The organism is Paraferrimonas haliotis (assembly GCF_002282895.1).
Lineage (GTDB): Bacteria > Pseudomonadota > Gammaproteobacteria > Enterobacterales > Shewanellaceae > Paraferrimonas > Paraferrimonas haliotis.
This window is the reverse complement of record NZ_NRRB01000010.1, coordinates 1-16499: the sequence shown is the minus strand read 5'-3', so window position 1 is coordinate 16499 and position 16499 is coordinate 1. Positions and strand designations below refer to the sequence as shown.

Here is a 16499-nt window from a genome sequence, read left to right as displayed (position 1 = left end):
ATAAGTTGGAGAAAGATCATGGCAAGATACTTGGGTCCTAAACTCAAGCTTAGCCGCCGCGAAGGAACTGATTTGTTCCTAAAAAGCGGTGTACGAGCGATTGATTCTAAGTGTAAGTTAGAAACTGCACCTGGACAACACGGCGCACGACGCGGTCGTCTATCAGACTACGGCGTTCAGTTACGTGAGAAACAAAAAGTTCGTCGTATGTACGGCGTACTAGAAAAACAGTTCCGCAACTACTACAAAGATGCGGCACGAATCAAAGGTAATACTGGTGAGAACCTACTGCAATTGCTAGAAGGCCGTTTAGATAACGTTGTTTATCGTATGGGCTTTGGTGCAACTCGTGCAGAGTCACGCCAGCTAGTTAGTCACAAAGCCGTTATGGTTAACGGTAGAGTGGTTAACATTCCATCATTCAAAGTTTCTGCGAATGATGTTGTAAGCATCCGAGAAAAATCTCAAAAGCAAGCCCGTATTAAGGCTTCTTTGGAATTGGCTGGCCAACGCGAGCAAGCCACTTGGGTTGAAGTAGACAGCGCGAAAATGGAAGGCGTATTTAAGCGTCAACCAGAACGCAGCGATTTGTCTGCTGAGATTAACGAACAGCTGATCGTCGAGCTTTACTCTAAGTAAAGCAACTTTTAAAGAGAGGACACAATGCAGGGTTCTGTTACAGAATTTCTTAAGCCACGTCTTGTTGATATTGAACAAGTTAGCCCAACACGTGCCAAGGTGACTTTAGAGCCACTCGAGCGTGGGTTTGGACACACATTGGGTAATGCGCTTCGTCGCATTTTGTTGTCATCCATGCCAGGATGCGCCGTAACTCAAGTTGAGATTGACGGTGTATTGCATGAATACAGCAGCAAGGAAGGCGTTCAGGAAGACATCCTAGAGATTTTGCTAAACCTTAAAGGCTTAGCGGTAAAAATCGAAGGAAAGGACGAGGCAGTTCTGACTTTATCTAAGTCGGGGACGGGCCCTGTAGTAGCTGGTGATATTACCCACGACGGTGATGTTACCATCATGAATCCGGATCATGTGATTTGTCACTTGACCGGCGAAACTGATATTAACATGCGTATTACAGTAGAACGTGGTCGTGGTTATGTACCGGCATCAGCCCGTGCGCAAACCGAAGACGATGAGCGTCCTATTGGACGTCTGTTAGTGGATGCTTCATTCTCACCAGTAGCTCGCATCGCATACAATGTTGAAGCAGCTCGTGTAGAACAACGTACTGACCTTGATAAACTGGTAATCGATATGACCACCAATGGTACACTCGACCCAGAAGAGGCAATTCGTCGTTCTGCTACTATTCTTGCTGAGCAACTAGAAGCCTTTGTTGAGCTTCGCGATGTTACTGAGCCAGAAGAGAAAGAAGAGAAGCCGGAATTCGATCCGATTTTACTACGTCCTGTCGACGATTTAGAGCTTACTGTACGTTCAGCTAACTGTTTGAAAGCTGAAGCGATTCATTACATCGGCGATTTGGTACAACGCACAGAAGTCGAGCTTCTTAAAACGCCTAATCTTGGTAAGAAATCTCTTACTGAAATTAAAGACGTTTTGGCATCTCGTGGGCTGTCGTTGGGAATGCGTTTAGAGAACTGGCCACCGGCTAGCCTTCTAGACGACCTATAAGCCAAGTTAGTACAGATACAAGTTAGAAGGATTAGGTCATGCGCCATCGTAAGAGTGGTCGTCAACTAAACCGCAACAGCAGTCATCGTCAAGCTATGTTCCGTAACATGGCAGGTTCTTTGGTTCGTCACGAAGTGATCAAAACCACTGTAGCTAAAGCGAAAGAATTGCGTCGCGTAGTTGAACCTTTAATTACACTTGCTAAAAGTGATAGCGTTGCAAACCGCCGTTTAGCGTTTGCTCGCACCCGCGACCAAGAAGTCGTAGGTAAATTGTTTAACGAATTGGGTCCTCGCTACCAGGAACGTCCTGGCGGTTATACCCGTATTCTTAAGTGCGGCTACCGCACCGGTGACAATGCTCCAATGGCATACATCGAGTTAGTAGATCGCCCAGTTGCTGAAGAAGTAGAAGCGGAAGCTGCTGCTGAGTAAGCTGACTGAATCAAAAAAACCGAGCTACGGCTCGGTTTTTTTGTATCTGAAATTCTACCTAAGCCTGTTAGAAGCTGCTAATTAGTGTGCCACTGGTTGTTCGACCCCTTAAGTTCATTCCTACTGTAACCCTTTGTATATCTAGCGTTTACCTCATGGCTCTATGATAAGTCTGCCAGCGTTGTAAAAAAAATGTGGCTAAAAAGTAACTCCTTGTGTACTATTGGTTAACACATGACAGCGTTGTCATTCTCCGTTGGAGAATGGGCATGGATAGAAAACAATTAAAAAAGTTATGGTTTAGTAAGGGAAACGAACATGCAGCCATCTACATTTAGACGTACTCTGCTCGCGACAAATATTGCACTGCTAATGGGCACCGCAGTCTCTTTTGGCGCGGTAGCTGAAGAAACAGCAGTAGAAGAAAAAGAAATTGAGAAAATCGAAGTTCGCGGTATGCGTGCCTCGATGAAAGCCTCGTTAAATGATAAACGATTCTCTAATGCAGTGGTTGACGCCGTTACCGCTGAAGATGTAGGTAAGTTTCCCGACTCAGATGTTGGCGAATCTCTAGGACGAATTCCCGGTGTTGCAGTGAATCGCCAGTTTGGTCAAGGGCAACAAGTTTCTATTCGTGGTGCTTCTTCACAACTTACTCGAACGCTGCTAAATGGCCATTCAGTAGCCTCTACCGGATGGTATGATCAACAATCAATTGATCGCAGTTTTAACTACAGTTTATTGCCACCTGAAATGGTGGGCGGTATCCAAGTCTACAAGTCATCTCAAGCAGACCTAGCGGAAGGTGGAATTGGCGGAACAGTGATTGTGAATACTCGCAAACCGCTGGACCTAGAAGCAAATAGCGTATTCCTAAGTGCTAAAGGCGACTACGGCACAATTTCTAAAGAAATCGATCCAGAACTTTCAGGGTTGTATAGTTGGAAAAACGAAGACGAAAACTTTGGTTTCTTGATCTCCGCAGCCGGCTCGCAAATTAATTACCAACGTAATGGTATCGAGTCTTTGGTTGGTTGGGGCGACATCGTTCCAACAACCTTTGAACAAGAGCGCGAACGCTCAGCAATCAATGCGGCTGTGCAGTTTATGCCAACCGACAGTTTAACATTCGGCTTAAACGTTATGGCTTTGGATATGAAGGCGAATAACGCGAATACCTCTCTATTTGTTATGTTCCCAGACGATAAAGACGCGGCTTGTGAGCAAAAGAATGCTTCGGGTACTTGTGTGTTCTATCGACGGGACGGAATGGGCGCTAACCCAGGATGGGCTCAAACGTGGGCCCGTCAAGCGAGCATGGACTCCAATACCATCGATTTGGATTTCAAGTACGAGCACGATGCTTTCACATTGGAAGGTCGAGTAGGCAACACTAAATCGGAAGGTGGTACCGACATCACCGCTAATTATGGCTTTTGGCTAGGTAAGCCATCAGATTATGCTGGAACCTATGACGCGACCGGTAAAATTATCGATATAAACATTGCCAACAAAAACTTCTCTGCTGACGACTTCACTGGTCAGTTAGAGCCAGCAGGTTGGGCTTTGAAGAAACAACCTAATTCCGATGAAGAAACCTACGCTCAATTCGACATTACGGTACCGGTTAATTGGGGCTTTGTAAGTGCTATGAAGACCGGTGTCCGCTATGCAGACCATGACGTTAAGCAAGAGACCTTGCCGGCTAATGTCGTTGGGATCCCTGCTCAAGACGCAAGCGCTTACTACTCAGGGCAAGTGTCATCAGGTGCAGGTTTCACTCTCCCGAAACCTAATCTTGATGCCATGCTTGATGGCGCATTCGCTGCGGTAGATGGCTTTTCTACCGATGGCACCGTATACAAATCAGGGTACGGTACCATTAATGAAAAGAACCTAGCGCTTTACGTTATGGCCGATTTTGAAGCGGATAGAGTTCGCGGTAACTTTGGCGTTCGCTATGTCAAAACCGATGCCTCTTCAGATTACTTTATGCTGCAGGCGGATGGCTCTTATGCAAACACTCTAAGCACAGCTGAAGCGGACTACAGCGAGGTTTTGCCAAGCTTTAACATCGCTTACGACCTAGCAGATGATCTTATCTTACGCGGTTCTGCAGCACAGGTTATTTCACGCCCGAACTACGCTGACATGTTTGCCTCTAGTTCACTTGTTGGTTATGCCGACGGTACAGCGGGTAACGAAGTGGTCAATACCGGTAACATTGCGCTGAACCCGTTTAAAGCGACTCAGGCAGATTTAGGCGTTGAGTGGTACTTCAGTGAAGATGGTTTAGCCAGCATTGGTTATTTCTATAAAGACATTACGTCATTTATCACCAACGATCAGATACTCGGGCAATCAATTGGTATTGTGGACCCAGATTCTGGTAAAGATGAATGGACGGTTTCAACTAAGAAGAACGGTTCTGGCGGCAAGATCAACGGTATTGAAGCTCAAATTCAAGATTACTTTGATAACGGTCTTGGATATTCTGCGAACTACACCTATGCCGATTCCAGCGCTCCTGCAGAAAACTACCCTGACTTAGTCGAAGTATTCTCCGATTCGTCAAAACATACGGTTAACTTAGTCGGTTACTATGAACTTGAGCGTTTCTCGGCTCGTGCTGCATATAACTGGCGTTCTGAGTATATGATACGCGAGTTGCCTGGATTCTATGGTAACCGAGAGCATCAGTCTTATGGTACGGTAGACTTGAGTGCTAGCTATAACTTCACTGACTATTTAGCAATGACGTTTGAAGTGGTTAATTTACTAGAAGAAGACAGTGTGCAACTGGGCGTAGCACCAGGTGCTGCGGAGGTTAAACCAGAATTGAAAGACGGTTACCCAGCATGGTACTTCGAGGGTGAAGCTCGTTACACGGTTGGTTTAACATTACGCTTCTAAGTAAGCAATAACCATCGTGGAAACGTACTTTAATAGCCCAGCTTCTGCTGGGCTATTCTATTTTTTGTAGGACAAACTAAGGAGTCGGTTTGAGTACGTTTTCTATCGCTATCATCGGTGGTGGCACAGCAGGGTGGTTGGTTCTCAATCATATAGCGCACTCTGTTTGGTCAGATAAAGTATCACTTACCCTAATTGAATCGCCTGATATTCCGAGCGTTGGTGTAGGTGAGGGTACCGTTCCCTCTATCAGAAAGTCGTTACAGAGCTTTGGCATTTCTGAAACCGACCTTATTAGACGTTGCGACGCGACGTTCAAGCAATCGATCCAGTTTGTTAACTGGCTGGATGCCAATCGCCACGGTCGCCTAAATCAGTATCATCACTTGTTTGATGCACCTAACGCCACTTGGGAGCCTTTGATTCAGCACTATTTAGCCGAGCCTGAACTGGATTTCGCCCACTTAGTGTCCGCTCAAGCGTCTTTGTGTGATGAGTTAAAAGGCCCAAAGAATATTACGATGGCTGAATATCAAGGGGCCTCGAGCTATGCCTACCATTTAAATGCCGCTAAGTTTGCACAGCTGTTAGCCGATAACGTTAAATCGAAGTTTAAAATAGAACATGTTCGCGCAAATGTAGTGGACGCGAGCTTGTTTGCAAACGGTTATATTCGCTCATTGCATCTTGACCAAGGTATTGGAGAGCAAGCGTTCGACTTCTATGTCGACTGCAGTGGCTTCGAGTCAGTGCTCATAAGCAAAACCTTGAATGTTCCCTTGGTGGATGTGTCTGATACTTTGCTTGTCAATAAGGCGATAGTAACGCAAGTACCCACGTCACTAGACAGCGAAATCCCCCCTTATACAAAAGCGACGGCACACCAAGCTGGTTGGATTTGGGATATTGCCCTTACCGAACGTCGAGGCGTCGGGTTTGTTTATTCGGATAATCATCTAGATAACGAGCAAGCTGCACAGAAGTTAGATCGTTACCTGCAAGGTAAGCTAGCGGATTTGCCGCACCGAACCATTGATATGAAAGTTGGATTTCGTCAACAATTCTGGAAGAACAACTGCGTCGCTATGGGACTGGCTCAGGGGTTCTTGGAACCAATTGAAGCCACATCGATCTTGCTGACGGATATGGCTGGAGAATATCTGGCTCAAAGGCTCCCTACCGCCACTAACGCTCTACCTATGTTGCAAAAGCGGTTTAATGACACCATGAGCTATGCCTGGGAACGGGTGGTTGAATTTGCCAAGCTCCATTACTTGCTTTCCGATAGAGAAGATTCAGCCTTTTGGAAAGATAACCGTGCAGCTCACTCCATTCCAGACGAGTTAGCGAGTAGGTTAGCTTTGTGGCAACAGTATCCCCCATCGACTCAAGACTTTTTTTCCCGTTACGAAGTGTTTAATGCGGAGAATTATCTGTATGTTATGTATGGAATGAAATTCAAATCGAAACCGGGATCGCTATCAATTGAACAGAGGCGACACCTCGTCAACATACAAGAGCAGCTAGAAACTTATCGGCAACAATTGGTTAAGGCTATGCCGAGCCATCGAGAATTGATCAACAAAATTCATCAATATGGATTGCAAAAACAATAACTAAAACGCCAAACGAGCAAGGAGACGCCATGTCGATTTCACTATTGGATCCCATTAAACACAATAATATTAAAATTTCGGACACCGATTACTCTCATGTTGCTACCCAGCAAATTGTGGCGATAACCGCCATGGAGTTTGATAAAGCGGCAACGGAATACCCAATCGTGTTTATAAAAAACTCTGAGACTGGAGCCTTTCAGGCGGTTGCAATGCTTGGGCTAAAACCCCAGCAAAATTTAAGTGTGCAGCAGGGTAATTGGCAAGGTTTGTATATTCCAGCGGTAGTTAGAGATTACCCCCTTGCGGTCATTCATAATCCAGATGAGCAAAATAAACTTTGGATCGGCATTCGGGAAGATGCTCCTGAAGTCAGCGAAACAATGGGCAATCCTTTGTTTAATGGCGACTCCGAATCTGATTATTTATCCACTCGAAAAAACGAATTGGTGGCAAACTTTGAAGACAATGCTACGACTCAGGCTATCGTGTCTCATTATGCAAACTTAGATTTGTTTTCCAACCAAAGCCTAACCATTAACGTCGGCCAAGAAAAGCGCACCATAAACGGCATTTATGTGATCGATCAAGAGAAGCTCAATGGTTTGTCGGATGAGCAATTTTTAGACCTAAAAAACCGCGGTCTGTTAGCGCCAATATACACCCACCTTACGTCGTTAAACCAATTCCATCGACTCGCAAGGCTTGAGTTAAATCAAAGCTAAAAAGCAAATGCTATGCACAGACGTAAAAAAGGCTGCCCCTAGGCAGCCTTTTAGCGTGTAGATGCACGTTAGTAACTCGAGCCACTCACTTGAGTTTCAGAGTACTCTAGCTGTTCGTGGCTTTTGCCCATGGCTTCTGCAACTTCAGGTGGCATGTAGTTTTCATCGTGTTTTGCTAACACTTCAGAAGCCACCAACACGTTACCTTCCCCAAGTACACCCTGAGCAACAATGCCTTGCCCTTCTCGGAATAGATCCGGAAGTAGGTCGTCGTAAGTTACCATGATCTCACCGCCGGCGGCATCGTGAATAGCGAACTCAACGTGCAAGCTGTCTGGGTCGCGCTGCAAGGTACCTATGGTGACCATGCCGCCGACGCGGATGCGTTGACCAACCTCTGGGCGCTCACCGGTGTCCGGTTTACCGTTTACAATTTCTGTTGGTGTGTAGAACAAGTTTAGGTTCGAGTTCAATGCATACAACAACAAGGATGCGATGGCGGTGACACCTGCTAACAATGCGACTGCAAAGACAAGGCGTTTTTTACGTCTTGGGTTCATTACTTATTACTCCGGTTTTGGCGTAAGCGCTCTTCACGCTTAATTTTGTCGCCGATTTCTTTTAATACTTTTGATTTTTTTGTCAGGCTTTGCACAATTAAAATGGCAAGCGCTGAAGCAGATATTCCATAGGCTAACCACACGTAAAATGCGTACCCGCCCATGTTGATAAAGTCAGCAAAACTGTCGAACTGCATTTATTTGACTCCTTCTTGCGTAGCAAGTTCACGAACCCATGGACGCATTGCGTTACGGGCTAAAATTTCTGCGCGGAAGCGAACTAAAGTTAACGCGCCAAACATAAGACCGAAGCCAAATATATTTATTAACAGTGGGTATAGCATGTCAGATGACATAGCCGACTCTTCGGTAATCTTGATGGTTGCCGGCTGATGTAGCGAACTCCACCATTCAACAGAATACTTGATGATTGGAATATTAATTACACCAACTACCGCCAAGATTCCTGCTGCGCGAGCGGCCAACACTTTGTCTTCAAAGGACGCATACAAGGCAATGACACCCAGATATAAGAATAGCAGAACCAGCTCGGCCGTTAGGCGAGCATCCCAAACCCACCAAGCGCCCCACATTGGTTTACCCCAAGTAGCACCGGTAATAAGCGCAATAAAGGTAAATACGGCACCAATCGGAGCCATAGCGGCAGCAGCCCAGTCGCATTGCTTGTATTGCCATACCAAGCCGATGAATGCGGTAATCGCCATGGACATATAAACCATCATCGACATTGATGCGGCAGGCACGTGAATATAAATAATTCGAAAGCTGTCACCTTGCTGATAATCCGCTGGGGCGAATAATAGTCCCCAACCGGTACCAGTAACAATCGCAGCGATTGCAGCGGCTGCTACCCAGGGAAGAATCTTACCCGCTAGGCGATAAGCGTTTTCTGGATTAGCGTAAGGGTGTAACCATTTCCACATTTTAGTTTGTACTCACACGCAATGAGGCGCCAATTGCAATTGGAGCCAAGGTTAAAGAACCGGCTAACATCGCACCTATAATTGCGAGTTGGCCGCCATAAGACATATTCATGCTTGCAGCGTCAATGGCGCTGGTAGCAAAAATCAATACCGGTATATACAGCGGTAATATTAATAAACTAAGCAGTACGCCGCCTTTGCGTAATCCAACCGTAAGCGCTACACCAATGGCGCCAATAAGGCTTAACACTGGAGTTCCAATAGCGAGAGTTGCCATAAGGGCCCCGTAGCTATGTTCGTCTAAATGCAATAATACAGCAAGTAGTGGTGCTACTAAGATGACAGGAACGCCGGTTAGGATCCAGTGTGCCAGCACTTTTGCTAGTGCCATTAATGCAAGAGGCTGAGGGCTGAGCATCATTTGCTCCAAGCTGCCATCGGCAAAATCAGCTTTAAACAAGCGCTCTAGTGATAGTAACGATGCAAGTAGAGCTGCTACCCAAATAATCCCTGGAGCAATGCGCGATAAAATGTTTGCGTCTGGGCCAATGGCTAAAGGAAATAGGGTGACCACGATGATGAAAAATAAAATCGGGTTCCAAATATCGCCTTGATGGCGGATTGCAATTTGGATATCGCGTTTCAATACCGTGTAAAAGGCTTTGCTGTAACTAATTTTTTTGTTCATGAATCAGCGCTCTTATATGTATTGATACTCAAGACAAATTTTCTTGTATTGACGATTTTCTTCCAAAGACAAGTCTTGGTGTGTCGTGATCACGACGCAACCACCGGCCGCAGCATGTTTCAAAAGCATTTGTTCGAGCTCGGCTACGCCTTTCTTGTCGATTGCAGTAAAGGGTTCATCGAGAATCCAAATCTTGCAGTCAGAGTTCCATAAACGTGCCAGCGCGGTACGGCGATGTTGCCCTGCTGATAAATGGCCAGCCGGTGCCTCTTCAAAACCGGTTAAATTGACTTTTGAGAGAATCTCACGGGTATCGAAACCGTCGTATCCTGAAATCTTTAGATTAAAATCGAGGTTTTCTTCAGCGGTCAACTCGCTCTTCACTCCGGGAAGGTGGCCGAAATAAAGCAAGTCAGCATTATACGCATCACGTTCTTCAGTGATCGGCTGTTCTTTATATAAGATGTCTCCAGCATATGGGCGTGACAGTCCCGCCATAATTCTTAGTAAGCTGGTTTTGCCGGAGCCATTTGGGCCTTCGATCTGAACAATATCGCCGGCACAAATATCAAAGCTTAGCTCATCAAATAAAATGCGTTCTTCACGAATGCAGGTAAGCTTTCGTGTAGACAATAGTGGATTGGCGGTTGTGTTAGTCACTTTTCCCTCTGAAAAATCGACCTTAAACAAGTGCGCTAAATGCTAACATAATTGAACGGTTATGCCGCATTTTGACCAAGTTAAATTATCAGCAATTTGACCTAGTGCAGATTCTCAAGATCTTTGTGAAACTTTTTGATTAATCGCTAATGTAACTAATCTGAGCTCTTGTTAACAACCGCGCAAGCACATGAGAACTTCGTCACAAAAAGATGAGTTTTTGTGGTAAATGGTGTAACCTGTCCAAGCATTCAGTATCTGTTATGCATCATAAAGCAATTAATTTGCTGAAAAATAAAGAATTTTGGAACAAACGGGAATTACATCATGAAAAAATTGGTTTATATGGCTGCCGCCGTTGCGATGGGTCTTTCAGGAAACGTATTGGCTCAAGACGCTGAAGCTATCTACGCCAAAGCATGCCAAGTTTGTCACGATATGGGCGTTGCAGGCGCTCCTAAGAAAGGTGATGCTGCGGCTTGGGAACCTCGTCTACAAAAAGGTATGGACAACCTTGTGCTTTCTATCAAGCAAGGCATGAATGCGATGCCTCCAGGTGGCATGTGCACCGATTGTAGCGATGACGATTACAAAGCTGCGATTGAGTACATGGCTAAATCTAAGTAATTAAGATTACAATCGCACCATAAGAAAAGGCGACCAGTAGGTCGCCTTTTTTGTGGTCATTCGACTGTTATGGAATGACTTGGTCAATAACTAACTTGTGAGTAGTCGTATCACCAACGGTTACGGTTTCAAGTAATCCTTGAAGGTCGCCACTGTCTGCACGAATATCGCCGTTGTGAGACACGGTCGCGATAACTTCCACTACTTCAGCACTGCTGATTGTCATTTGCGGGCTCATCGCCTTAGTATCATCGAGTATAACGGTCGTTGGTAATGCTGAAATTCCTAAGCGAACCGCCGCTAGAGGCATACCACCACCTTGATGACGGGCATAAATGAAGACCATATCAGTTGGTCGCAGTTGATCTCTAAGCGCATCTGCCACAGTCACTTCAACTTCAACTTTTTGATCACCTACTGCTGCAGCTGGTAATGACGTTGCGCTAGACTCTTCGCGAGCCTTGGCGTGAGTTGCATCGTCAGGCATTTCACCGGTGGCTGCATTTTGGTGTACTGCGTCGTTTGGCATAGTGCTGTCACCTTGCCCCAAACGGGTTTGCGCCGTTTGGATCGCATCCAATATTGCCGCTCTGTCGATGTCGGTACGTTCGCCGTTTAATATGGCTGTCCAAGCATCAATCGCTTGCTGATATTCGGCTTTAAAGAACGCATCCATAGCAACTAAAAGCAGCGTGGAAGGGTCGTTTGCATCCAATTCAAGCGATTGATCAATAATGGCTTGAATCTCTGGAGTGATGTTTTGATTGGCCATGTAGTACATAGCAGTCGCTTTGGGTCCTAACAATTCAGAGTGAGTGCCCACTAACTCCATTACCTTATCAAAAGCGGCAATTGATTGCGGATACTTGCTGGCTGACATGTAAGCATGACCTAAGTTAAACCATGCCTGGCTGTTGTCAGGTTGAGCTTGAACCTGCGCTTCAAACATTTGCACACGTTGCTGCATCAATTGGTTTGGATCCATGCCAGCGTGTGGATCTTGCTCTCTTTGGACGGTCGGAGAGTTAGTTGCTTGCTCATAAGCACCAAGTTGATGGTACATGTAGCCGACAATCGCAAATAACGCTACGGTCATAATACCCGGCCACAAAGGTGACTTGTGCTTACTTTCATTGCTCAAGGATTCGTCTTCTTTATCCTGAACGTCTTGCAGTAGCGCCATTTCAAGTTCTTGCTTTAACGCATCGAACTCTTGTTGGTCTAGTTCACCCTCTTGTAACTCTTTTTCGAAAGCAGCTAAGCGTTCGTTAAACAGTTCAAGGTTAGTTTGATGTCGTACGCCGGCTTCTTCTTTCTCATTCAGCTTTTGTTGGCGTAGGTGCGGAACCCAAATGAGCGCTAGTCCAACTACTAATACAAGCGCGATAAATATCCAAAATGTATGCATGGCTATCTTTTCGTTGATTAATGAATGTGTATAGGTCGAAACCTATTGTGCTGACATTAGGGTACACGTAAACAGGAATTATCAACAAGTAATATGCTTTTTGCGGCAAAATTAATCATGAGTATTGCGTCCTGCCTCACAGTTCAGTCGTGATAATAAAAAACTAACGAAACTTTCTTGAAACTCGCTTGTCACAACGGTAGTTTGCTCTTTTTCTAGCCAAACCTTGCGACTAATTCCCTATTTTTAACGTGGAATTAAAGTTTGGATAATGCGACCAGTAACCCATAATTGAACCATTAGGGGAGACATGACCGCATGCAAACACTAAAATGAAAAAACACGATTTGCTAATGTATTTGTTAGCGGAGATTATGATCCGGAGAATCGGGTCATGGTACCAAGAAGTACGCTTGCAAGAGTAATTATTAACTATTGAGGTAATCTCATGATCCCAGAGTTAGGGCATTTTTCACTTATTATTGGTTTGGCGTTTGCCATGCTGTTAAGTGTGGTCCCATTAGTTGGTGTGGCGCGTAAAGATCAATATCTAGTTCGCTACGCATGGCCGTTAAGCTACGGCATGTTCGCTTTCATCACCCTTGCGGTAATAGCGTTAGGCTATTCGTTTGCAGTTGATGATTTCTCGGTAGCATATGTTGCCCATCATTCGAATTCTCAGTTGCCTATTTTCTTTAAAATAGCAGCGGTTTGGGGTGGTCATGAAGGCTCCCTATTATTCTGGGTGTTCTCTTTATCAGTTTGGACGGCCGCAATTGCGATGTTCAGTAAAGGACTTGAAGAAGTCTTTACTGCTCGAGTTCTAGCCATTTTGGCGATGATCACGGTTGGCTTCTGCTTGTTTATGTTGCTAACCTCCAGCCCGTTCGAACGCTTAAATCCAATTCCTTTGGAAGGGCGCGATCTTAACCCAATGCTGCAGGACGTGGGTCTAATTTTCCATCCTCCAATGTTGTACTTGGGATACGTTGGCTTCTCAGTGAGTTTTGCATTTGCCATCGCCGCGTTGATGAGCGGACGTTTGGATTCTGCTTGGGCTCGTTGGAGCCGTCCGTGGACACTGGCTGCATGGGTCTTCCTTACCGGCGGTATTTCACTCGGTTCTTGGTGGGCTTATTACGAGCTTGGCTGGGGCGGCTGGTGGTTCTGGGATCCAGTAGAAAATGCGTCCTTTATGCCTTGGTTGATCGGTACTGCACTTCTGCACTCGGTTATTGTGACAGAGAAACGTGGCACGTTCCGTAACTGGACAGTACTTCTGTCTATCTTTGCATTCTCTTTAAGCTTACTCGGTACCTTCATTGTACGTTCTGGTGTTCTAACATCGGTTCACTCATTCGCAGCTGATCCTAGCCGTGGTATGTTTATTCTACTGCTTCTTGGTATCGCTATTGGTGGCTCGCTCATCCTGTTTGCAATGCGCGCCTCTGAAATGAGCAGCCCAGCGAAGTTTGAGTTGTGGTCTAAAGAAACCATGCTGCTCACCTGTAACGTATTGCTTACCGTAGCCTGTGGTACCGTGTTACTCGGTACGCTGTATCCATTGCTTATTGATGCTCTCGGCATGGGTAAGATTTCAGTAGGACCTCCATACTTTAACGCGGTGTTTGTCCCAATTACCTTTGTGTTAATGGTCTTTATGGGTATCGGTCCAATTATTCGTTGGAAACGCTCTAAAGAGGGTGAGTTGAAGCGCCAGTTAATGCCGCTAGCGATTGTTGCATTGATTGTAGGTGCTGCGACTCCTTTCTTGGCCGGCGGTGAGTTTAACGGCTGGGTATTCTTTGGTATCGCGTTGGCGACATGGGTAGCACTTACTTCATTGCGTGAAGTGTATAACCTAACTAAAGAAAAAGACGGTGGTTTTAGTAACCGTCGTTTAGGCCGAAGCCAGTTAGGTATGGCGGTAGCTCACTTAGGTATTGCTATGGCAGTAGTTGGTGGCACTATGGTGTCTAACTACTCTGAAGAAATCAGTGTTCGCTTAGGTCCTGGTAAAAGTGCCGAAGTGGCGGGTTACACCTTCCACTATCTAGAAACTAAGCGCGTTCGTGGTCCGAACTATACGGCTGATCAAGGCCAAATCCGTGTTGAATACGATGGTAAAGAAATCGCATTCTTACGTCCTGATCGTCGTCAGTACAATGTTCGTACCATGGATATGACCGAGGCAGGTATTGATTGGGGCTTCTTCCGTGACTTATACGTAACCATGGGTGACCCAATTGGCGCCGGTGATTACGCGGTTCGCCTTAACTACAAGCCGTTTGTTCGTTGGTTGTGGATTGGTTCTTTGGTTATGATGATCGGTGGCTTCTTAGCGGGTTCCGATAAACGTTATCGTCCTAAGAAGACAGTTAGTGATACAGACTCAACAGGCATCAGCAACGCTAAGCCTGTGGCTGCGGAGAAGTAAACTATGAAAGGCATGAAGTTCTTACCGTTAGGAATTGCTGCGGCTTTATTGGGTATTTTTGCTTATGCGCTAATCGAAATTGGCAATGGCAATTATAACCCTAATGAGTTGGACTCAGCGTTGATCGGTAAACCCGTTCCAGCGTTTAACCTTGAAGATGTACTGCGTCCTGGTGTTGTATTGGACAATGACAGCATTAAGGGCGAGATAGCGTTATTAAACGTGTGGGCGACTTGGTGTCCTTCATGTAAGTACGAGCATCCTTATTTAATGCGATTGGCACGTCAAAATATCGTGCCAATCATTGGCATTAACTATAGAGACGAACGCCAGTTAGCGATTGCAGAAATGAATCGCACTGGCGACCCATACTCGCTTAACATTTATGATAAGGATGGTCGTCTAGGTCTTGACCTTGGCGTATACGGTGCACCAGAAACCTTCATTATCGATGAAGACGGTATCGTTCGCTATCGCTATGCAGGGCCTATCGATGAGCGTATTTTCAATAGTGTACTACTGCCAGTTATTCAAGATCTAAAAGCGAAGAAGCTTGTTAAGGAAAACGCGTAATGAAAAAGTTTGCAATTTCTATTGTATCGGCCTTGTTGGTGCTTGGTTTGAGTATGAGCGTGGCGTTAGCTACGCCAGTTGATACTTACGAGTTTAAAACGCCGCAAAATCAGAAACGAGCAATAAAACTGGCTGAAGAATTGCGCTGTCCACAGTGTCAAAACCAAAACCTGATTGACTCTAACTCTCCAGTAGCGCACGACTTGCGCCTGGAAGTCTATCAAATGGTTGATGCTGGTAAGAGTGATGCAGAGATTGTTGAGTTTATGACCAGCCGGTACGGTGACTTTGTTTTATATAAGCCGCGCTGGGAACCAAAAACGTTAATTCTCTGGTTGGGACCTCTTGGTTTGCTCTTGTTCGGTGGTGCATTGTTATATCGTTTTGTACGTAAAAGCCGCATCAATACGACAGAAAAAGTTGAAATATCAGCTGAGCAACGCGCCGAATTAGATGCTTTATTAAAGCGAGACAAATAAAAGTGAAACCATTATCGATATTGGTTGCCTTTTTAACATTAACGCTGGCTTCGGCCGGCGTTAATGCTTATCCGGGCATGCAACCGAAAACGGAAAAACCTCAATCCAGTGTGGATCGCATCACGCAATTGGATGAACCTTTCGCAATCGAGAACGTTGTGTTTACCGATGCCGACGGTAAAGAGCTATCAGTAGATAGCTTTAAAGGTAAGGTAGTGATGATTAACTACTGGGCGACCTGGTGTCCACCTTGTATTAGAGAAATTCCAGCACTTAAAAAGCTCGAACAATCTGTAAACGATGACGATTTCGTCTTCTTGCCTGTTTCTATAGATTTGGAAGGTAAGGCAAAAGTCGACCAATTTTTAAAAGACTATCAAATTGGTGAATTTCACTCGTATTACGATCCAAAGCAAAGTTCTGGTAGTGTCTTTCCTTTAGATGTGATTCCAGCAAGCTTTATCCTAAACAGAAAAGGCGAACTGGTGGCGTTTGCTCGTACCTATATTGAATGGGATGATCCTAAAGCACTGCAGCTGATTCAAAGCTATTTGAATCAAAAATAGCCGAAACGCTAACTAATCCGCCAATTAGAACAAAAGATCGCCAAGCGATCTTTTTTTATATAAAAACCCCTTGCGCTAAATAATCAGCGCCCTATAATGCGCATCCACTGACACGGCACAGGGCCAAACAGCCACTGAATAAGCCCGAGTCAGTCGACCCAATAAGCGCCTTGAAAAAAGTTTTCAAAAAGCACTTGACGGTCGAAGGGAAACGCG

General features: G+C 45.4%; 17 protein-coding genes. 11 read left to right on the top strand and 6 right to left on the bottom strand.

The annotated features are described in order from the left end of the window. The first annotated feature begins 18 nt into the window (after positions 1-18). The 6 genes from rpsD (at position 19) to CLC91_RS14435 (ending at position 7341) form a co-directional block, all read left to right on the top strand. Positions 19-639, top strand: coding sequence for a 30S ribosomal protein S4 (gene rpsD / locus CLC91_RS14460; RefSeq protein WP_095499677.1), 621 nt, complete (start codon positions 19-21; stop codon positions 637-639). A gap of 24 nt (positions 640-663) precedes the next feature. After that, the gene (locus tag CLC91_RS14455; protein ID WP_095499676.1) at positions 664-1653 is read left to right on the top strand and encodes a DNA-directed RNA polymerase subunit alpha; all 990 of its coding nucleotides are present in this window, start codon (positions 664-666) and stop codon (positions 1651-1653) included. A 38-nt stretch (positions 1654-1691) separates the two neighbouring features. Next, positions 1692-2087, top strand: coding sequence for a 50S ribosomal protein L17 (rplQ, locus tag CLC91_RS14450; RefSeq protein ID WP_095499675.1), 396 nt, complete (start codon positions 1692-1694; stop codon positions 2085-2087). A gap of 318 nt (positions 2088-2405) precedes the next feature. Next, the gene (locus tag CLC91_RS14445) at positions 2406-5000 is read left to right on the top strand and encodes a TonB-dependent receptor (protein ID WP_095499674.1); all 2595 of its coding nucleotides are present in this window, start codon (positions 2406-2408) and stop codon (positions 4998-5000) included. 89 nt (positions 5001-5089) lie between these two features. Further along, a complete protein-coding gene (locus CLC91_RS14440) occupies positions 5090-6616 on the top strand; it encodes a tryptophan halogenase family protein (RefSeq protein WP_095499673.1) in 1527 nt (508 codons plus the stop codon). Positions 6617-6645: 29 nt separating this feature from the next. After that, entirely contained in the window at positions 6646-7341 is a 696-nt protein-coding gene (locus CLC91_RS14435; RefSeq protein ID WP_095499672.1) for a SapC family protein, read from the top strand. Positions 7342-7409: 68 nt separating this feature from the next. Here the strand turns inward: CLC91_RS14435 and ccmE are convergent, their stop codons facing one another. Genes ccmE through ccmA form a run of 5 tightly spaced genes read right to left on the bottom strand, consistent with a single transcriptional unit; the run spans position 7410 to position 10193 of the window. Continuing rightward, positions 7410-7901, bottom strand: coding sequence for a cytochrome c maturation protein CcmE (gene ccmE, locus CLC91_RS14430; RefSeq protein ID WP_095499671.1), 492 nt, complete (start codon positions 7899-7901; stop codon positions 7410-7412). After that, positions 7901-8098 (bottom strand): heme exporter protein CcmD, encoded by a 198-nt coding sequence (gene ccmD / locus CLC91_RS14425; RefSeq protein ID WP_095499670.1) that lies wholly within the window; start codon positions 8096-8098, stop codon positions 7901-7903. Before ccmD ends, ccmE begins: the two co-directional genes overlap by 1 nt. Continuing rightward, positions 8099-8845: a heme ABC transporter permease gene (locus CLC91_RS14420; RefSeq protein ID WP_095499669.1), complete on the bottom strand. Its 747-nt coding sequence runs from the start codon at positions 8843-8845 to the stop codon at positions 8099-8101. A gap of 1 nt (position 8846) precedes the next feature. Continuing rightward, entirely contained in the window at positions 8847-9533 is a 687-nt protein-coding gene (gene ccmB, locus CLC91_RS14415) for a heme exporter protein CcmB (protein ID WP_095499668.1), read from the bottom strand. Positions 9534-9545: 12 nt separating this feature from the next. After that, a complete protein-coding gene (ccmA, locus tag CLC91_RS14410) occupies positions 9546-10193 on the bottom strand; it encodes a cytochrome c biogenesis heme-transporting ATPase CcmA (protein ID WP_095499667.1) in 648 nt (215 codons plus the stop codon). 327 nt (positions 10194-10520) lie between these two features. Here ccmA and CLC91_RS14405 point away from each other — a divergent pair, with 327 nt between their 5' ends. After that, on the top strand, positions 10521-10820 hold the full coding sequence (locus CLC91_RS14405) for a c-type cytochrome (protein ID WP_095499666.1): 300 nt from the start codon (positions 10521-10523) through the stop codon (positions 10818-10820). A 67-nt stretch (positions 10821-10887) separates the two neighbouring features. Here the strand turns inward: CLC91_RS14405 and ccmI are convergent, their stop codons facing one another. Then, positions 10888-12228 carry a c-type cytochrome biogenesis protein CcmI gene (gene ccmI, locus CLC91_RS14400; protein ID WP_095499665.1) on the bottom strand — a complete coding sequence of 447 codons (1341 nt, stop codon included), beginning with the start codon at positions 12226-12228 and terminating at the stop codon, positions 10888-10890. A gap of 448 nt (positions 12229-12676) precedes the next feature. Here ccmI and CLC91_RS14395 point away from each other — a divergent pair, with 448 nt between their 5' ends. The 4 genes from CLC91_RS14395 to CLC91_RS14380 are packed head-to-tail and all read left to right on the top strand — an operon-like array spanning position 12677 to position 16283. Continuing rightward, positions 12677-14665 (top strand): heme lyase CcmF/NrfE family subunit, encoded by a 1989-nt coding sequence (locus CLC91_RS14395; RefSeq protein ID WP_095499664.1) that lies wholly within the window; start codon positions 12677-12679, stop codon positions 14663-14665. A gap of 3 nt (positions 14666-14668) precedes the next feature. After that, the gene (locus CLC91_RS14390) at positions 14669-15238 is read left to right on the top strand and encodes a DsbE family thiol:disulfide interchange protein (protein ID WP_095499663.1); all 570 of its coding nucleotides are present in this window, start codon (positions 14669-14671) and stop codon (positions 15236-15238) included. Further along, entirely contained in the window at positions 15238-15717 is a 480-nt protein-coding gene (gene nrfF, locus CLC91_RS14385; protein ID WP_095499662.1) for a heme lyase NrfEFG subunit NrfF, read from the top strand. The genes CLC91_RS14390 and nrfF overlap by 1 nt, the downstream gene beginning before the upstream one ends. Positions 15718-15719: 2 nt before the next feature. After that, the gene (locus CLC91_RS14380) at positions 15720-16283 is read left to right on the top strand and encodes a TlpA family protein disulfide reductase (protein WP_233132638.1); all 564 of its coding nucleotides are present in this window, start codon (positions 15720-15722) and stop codon (positions 16281-16283) included. Positions 16284-16499: the final 216 nt, after the last annotated feature.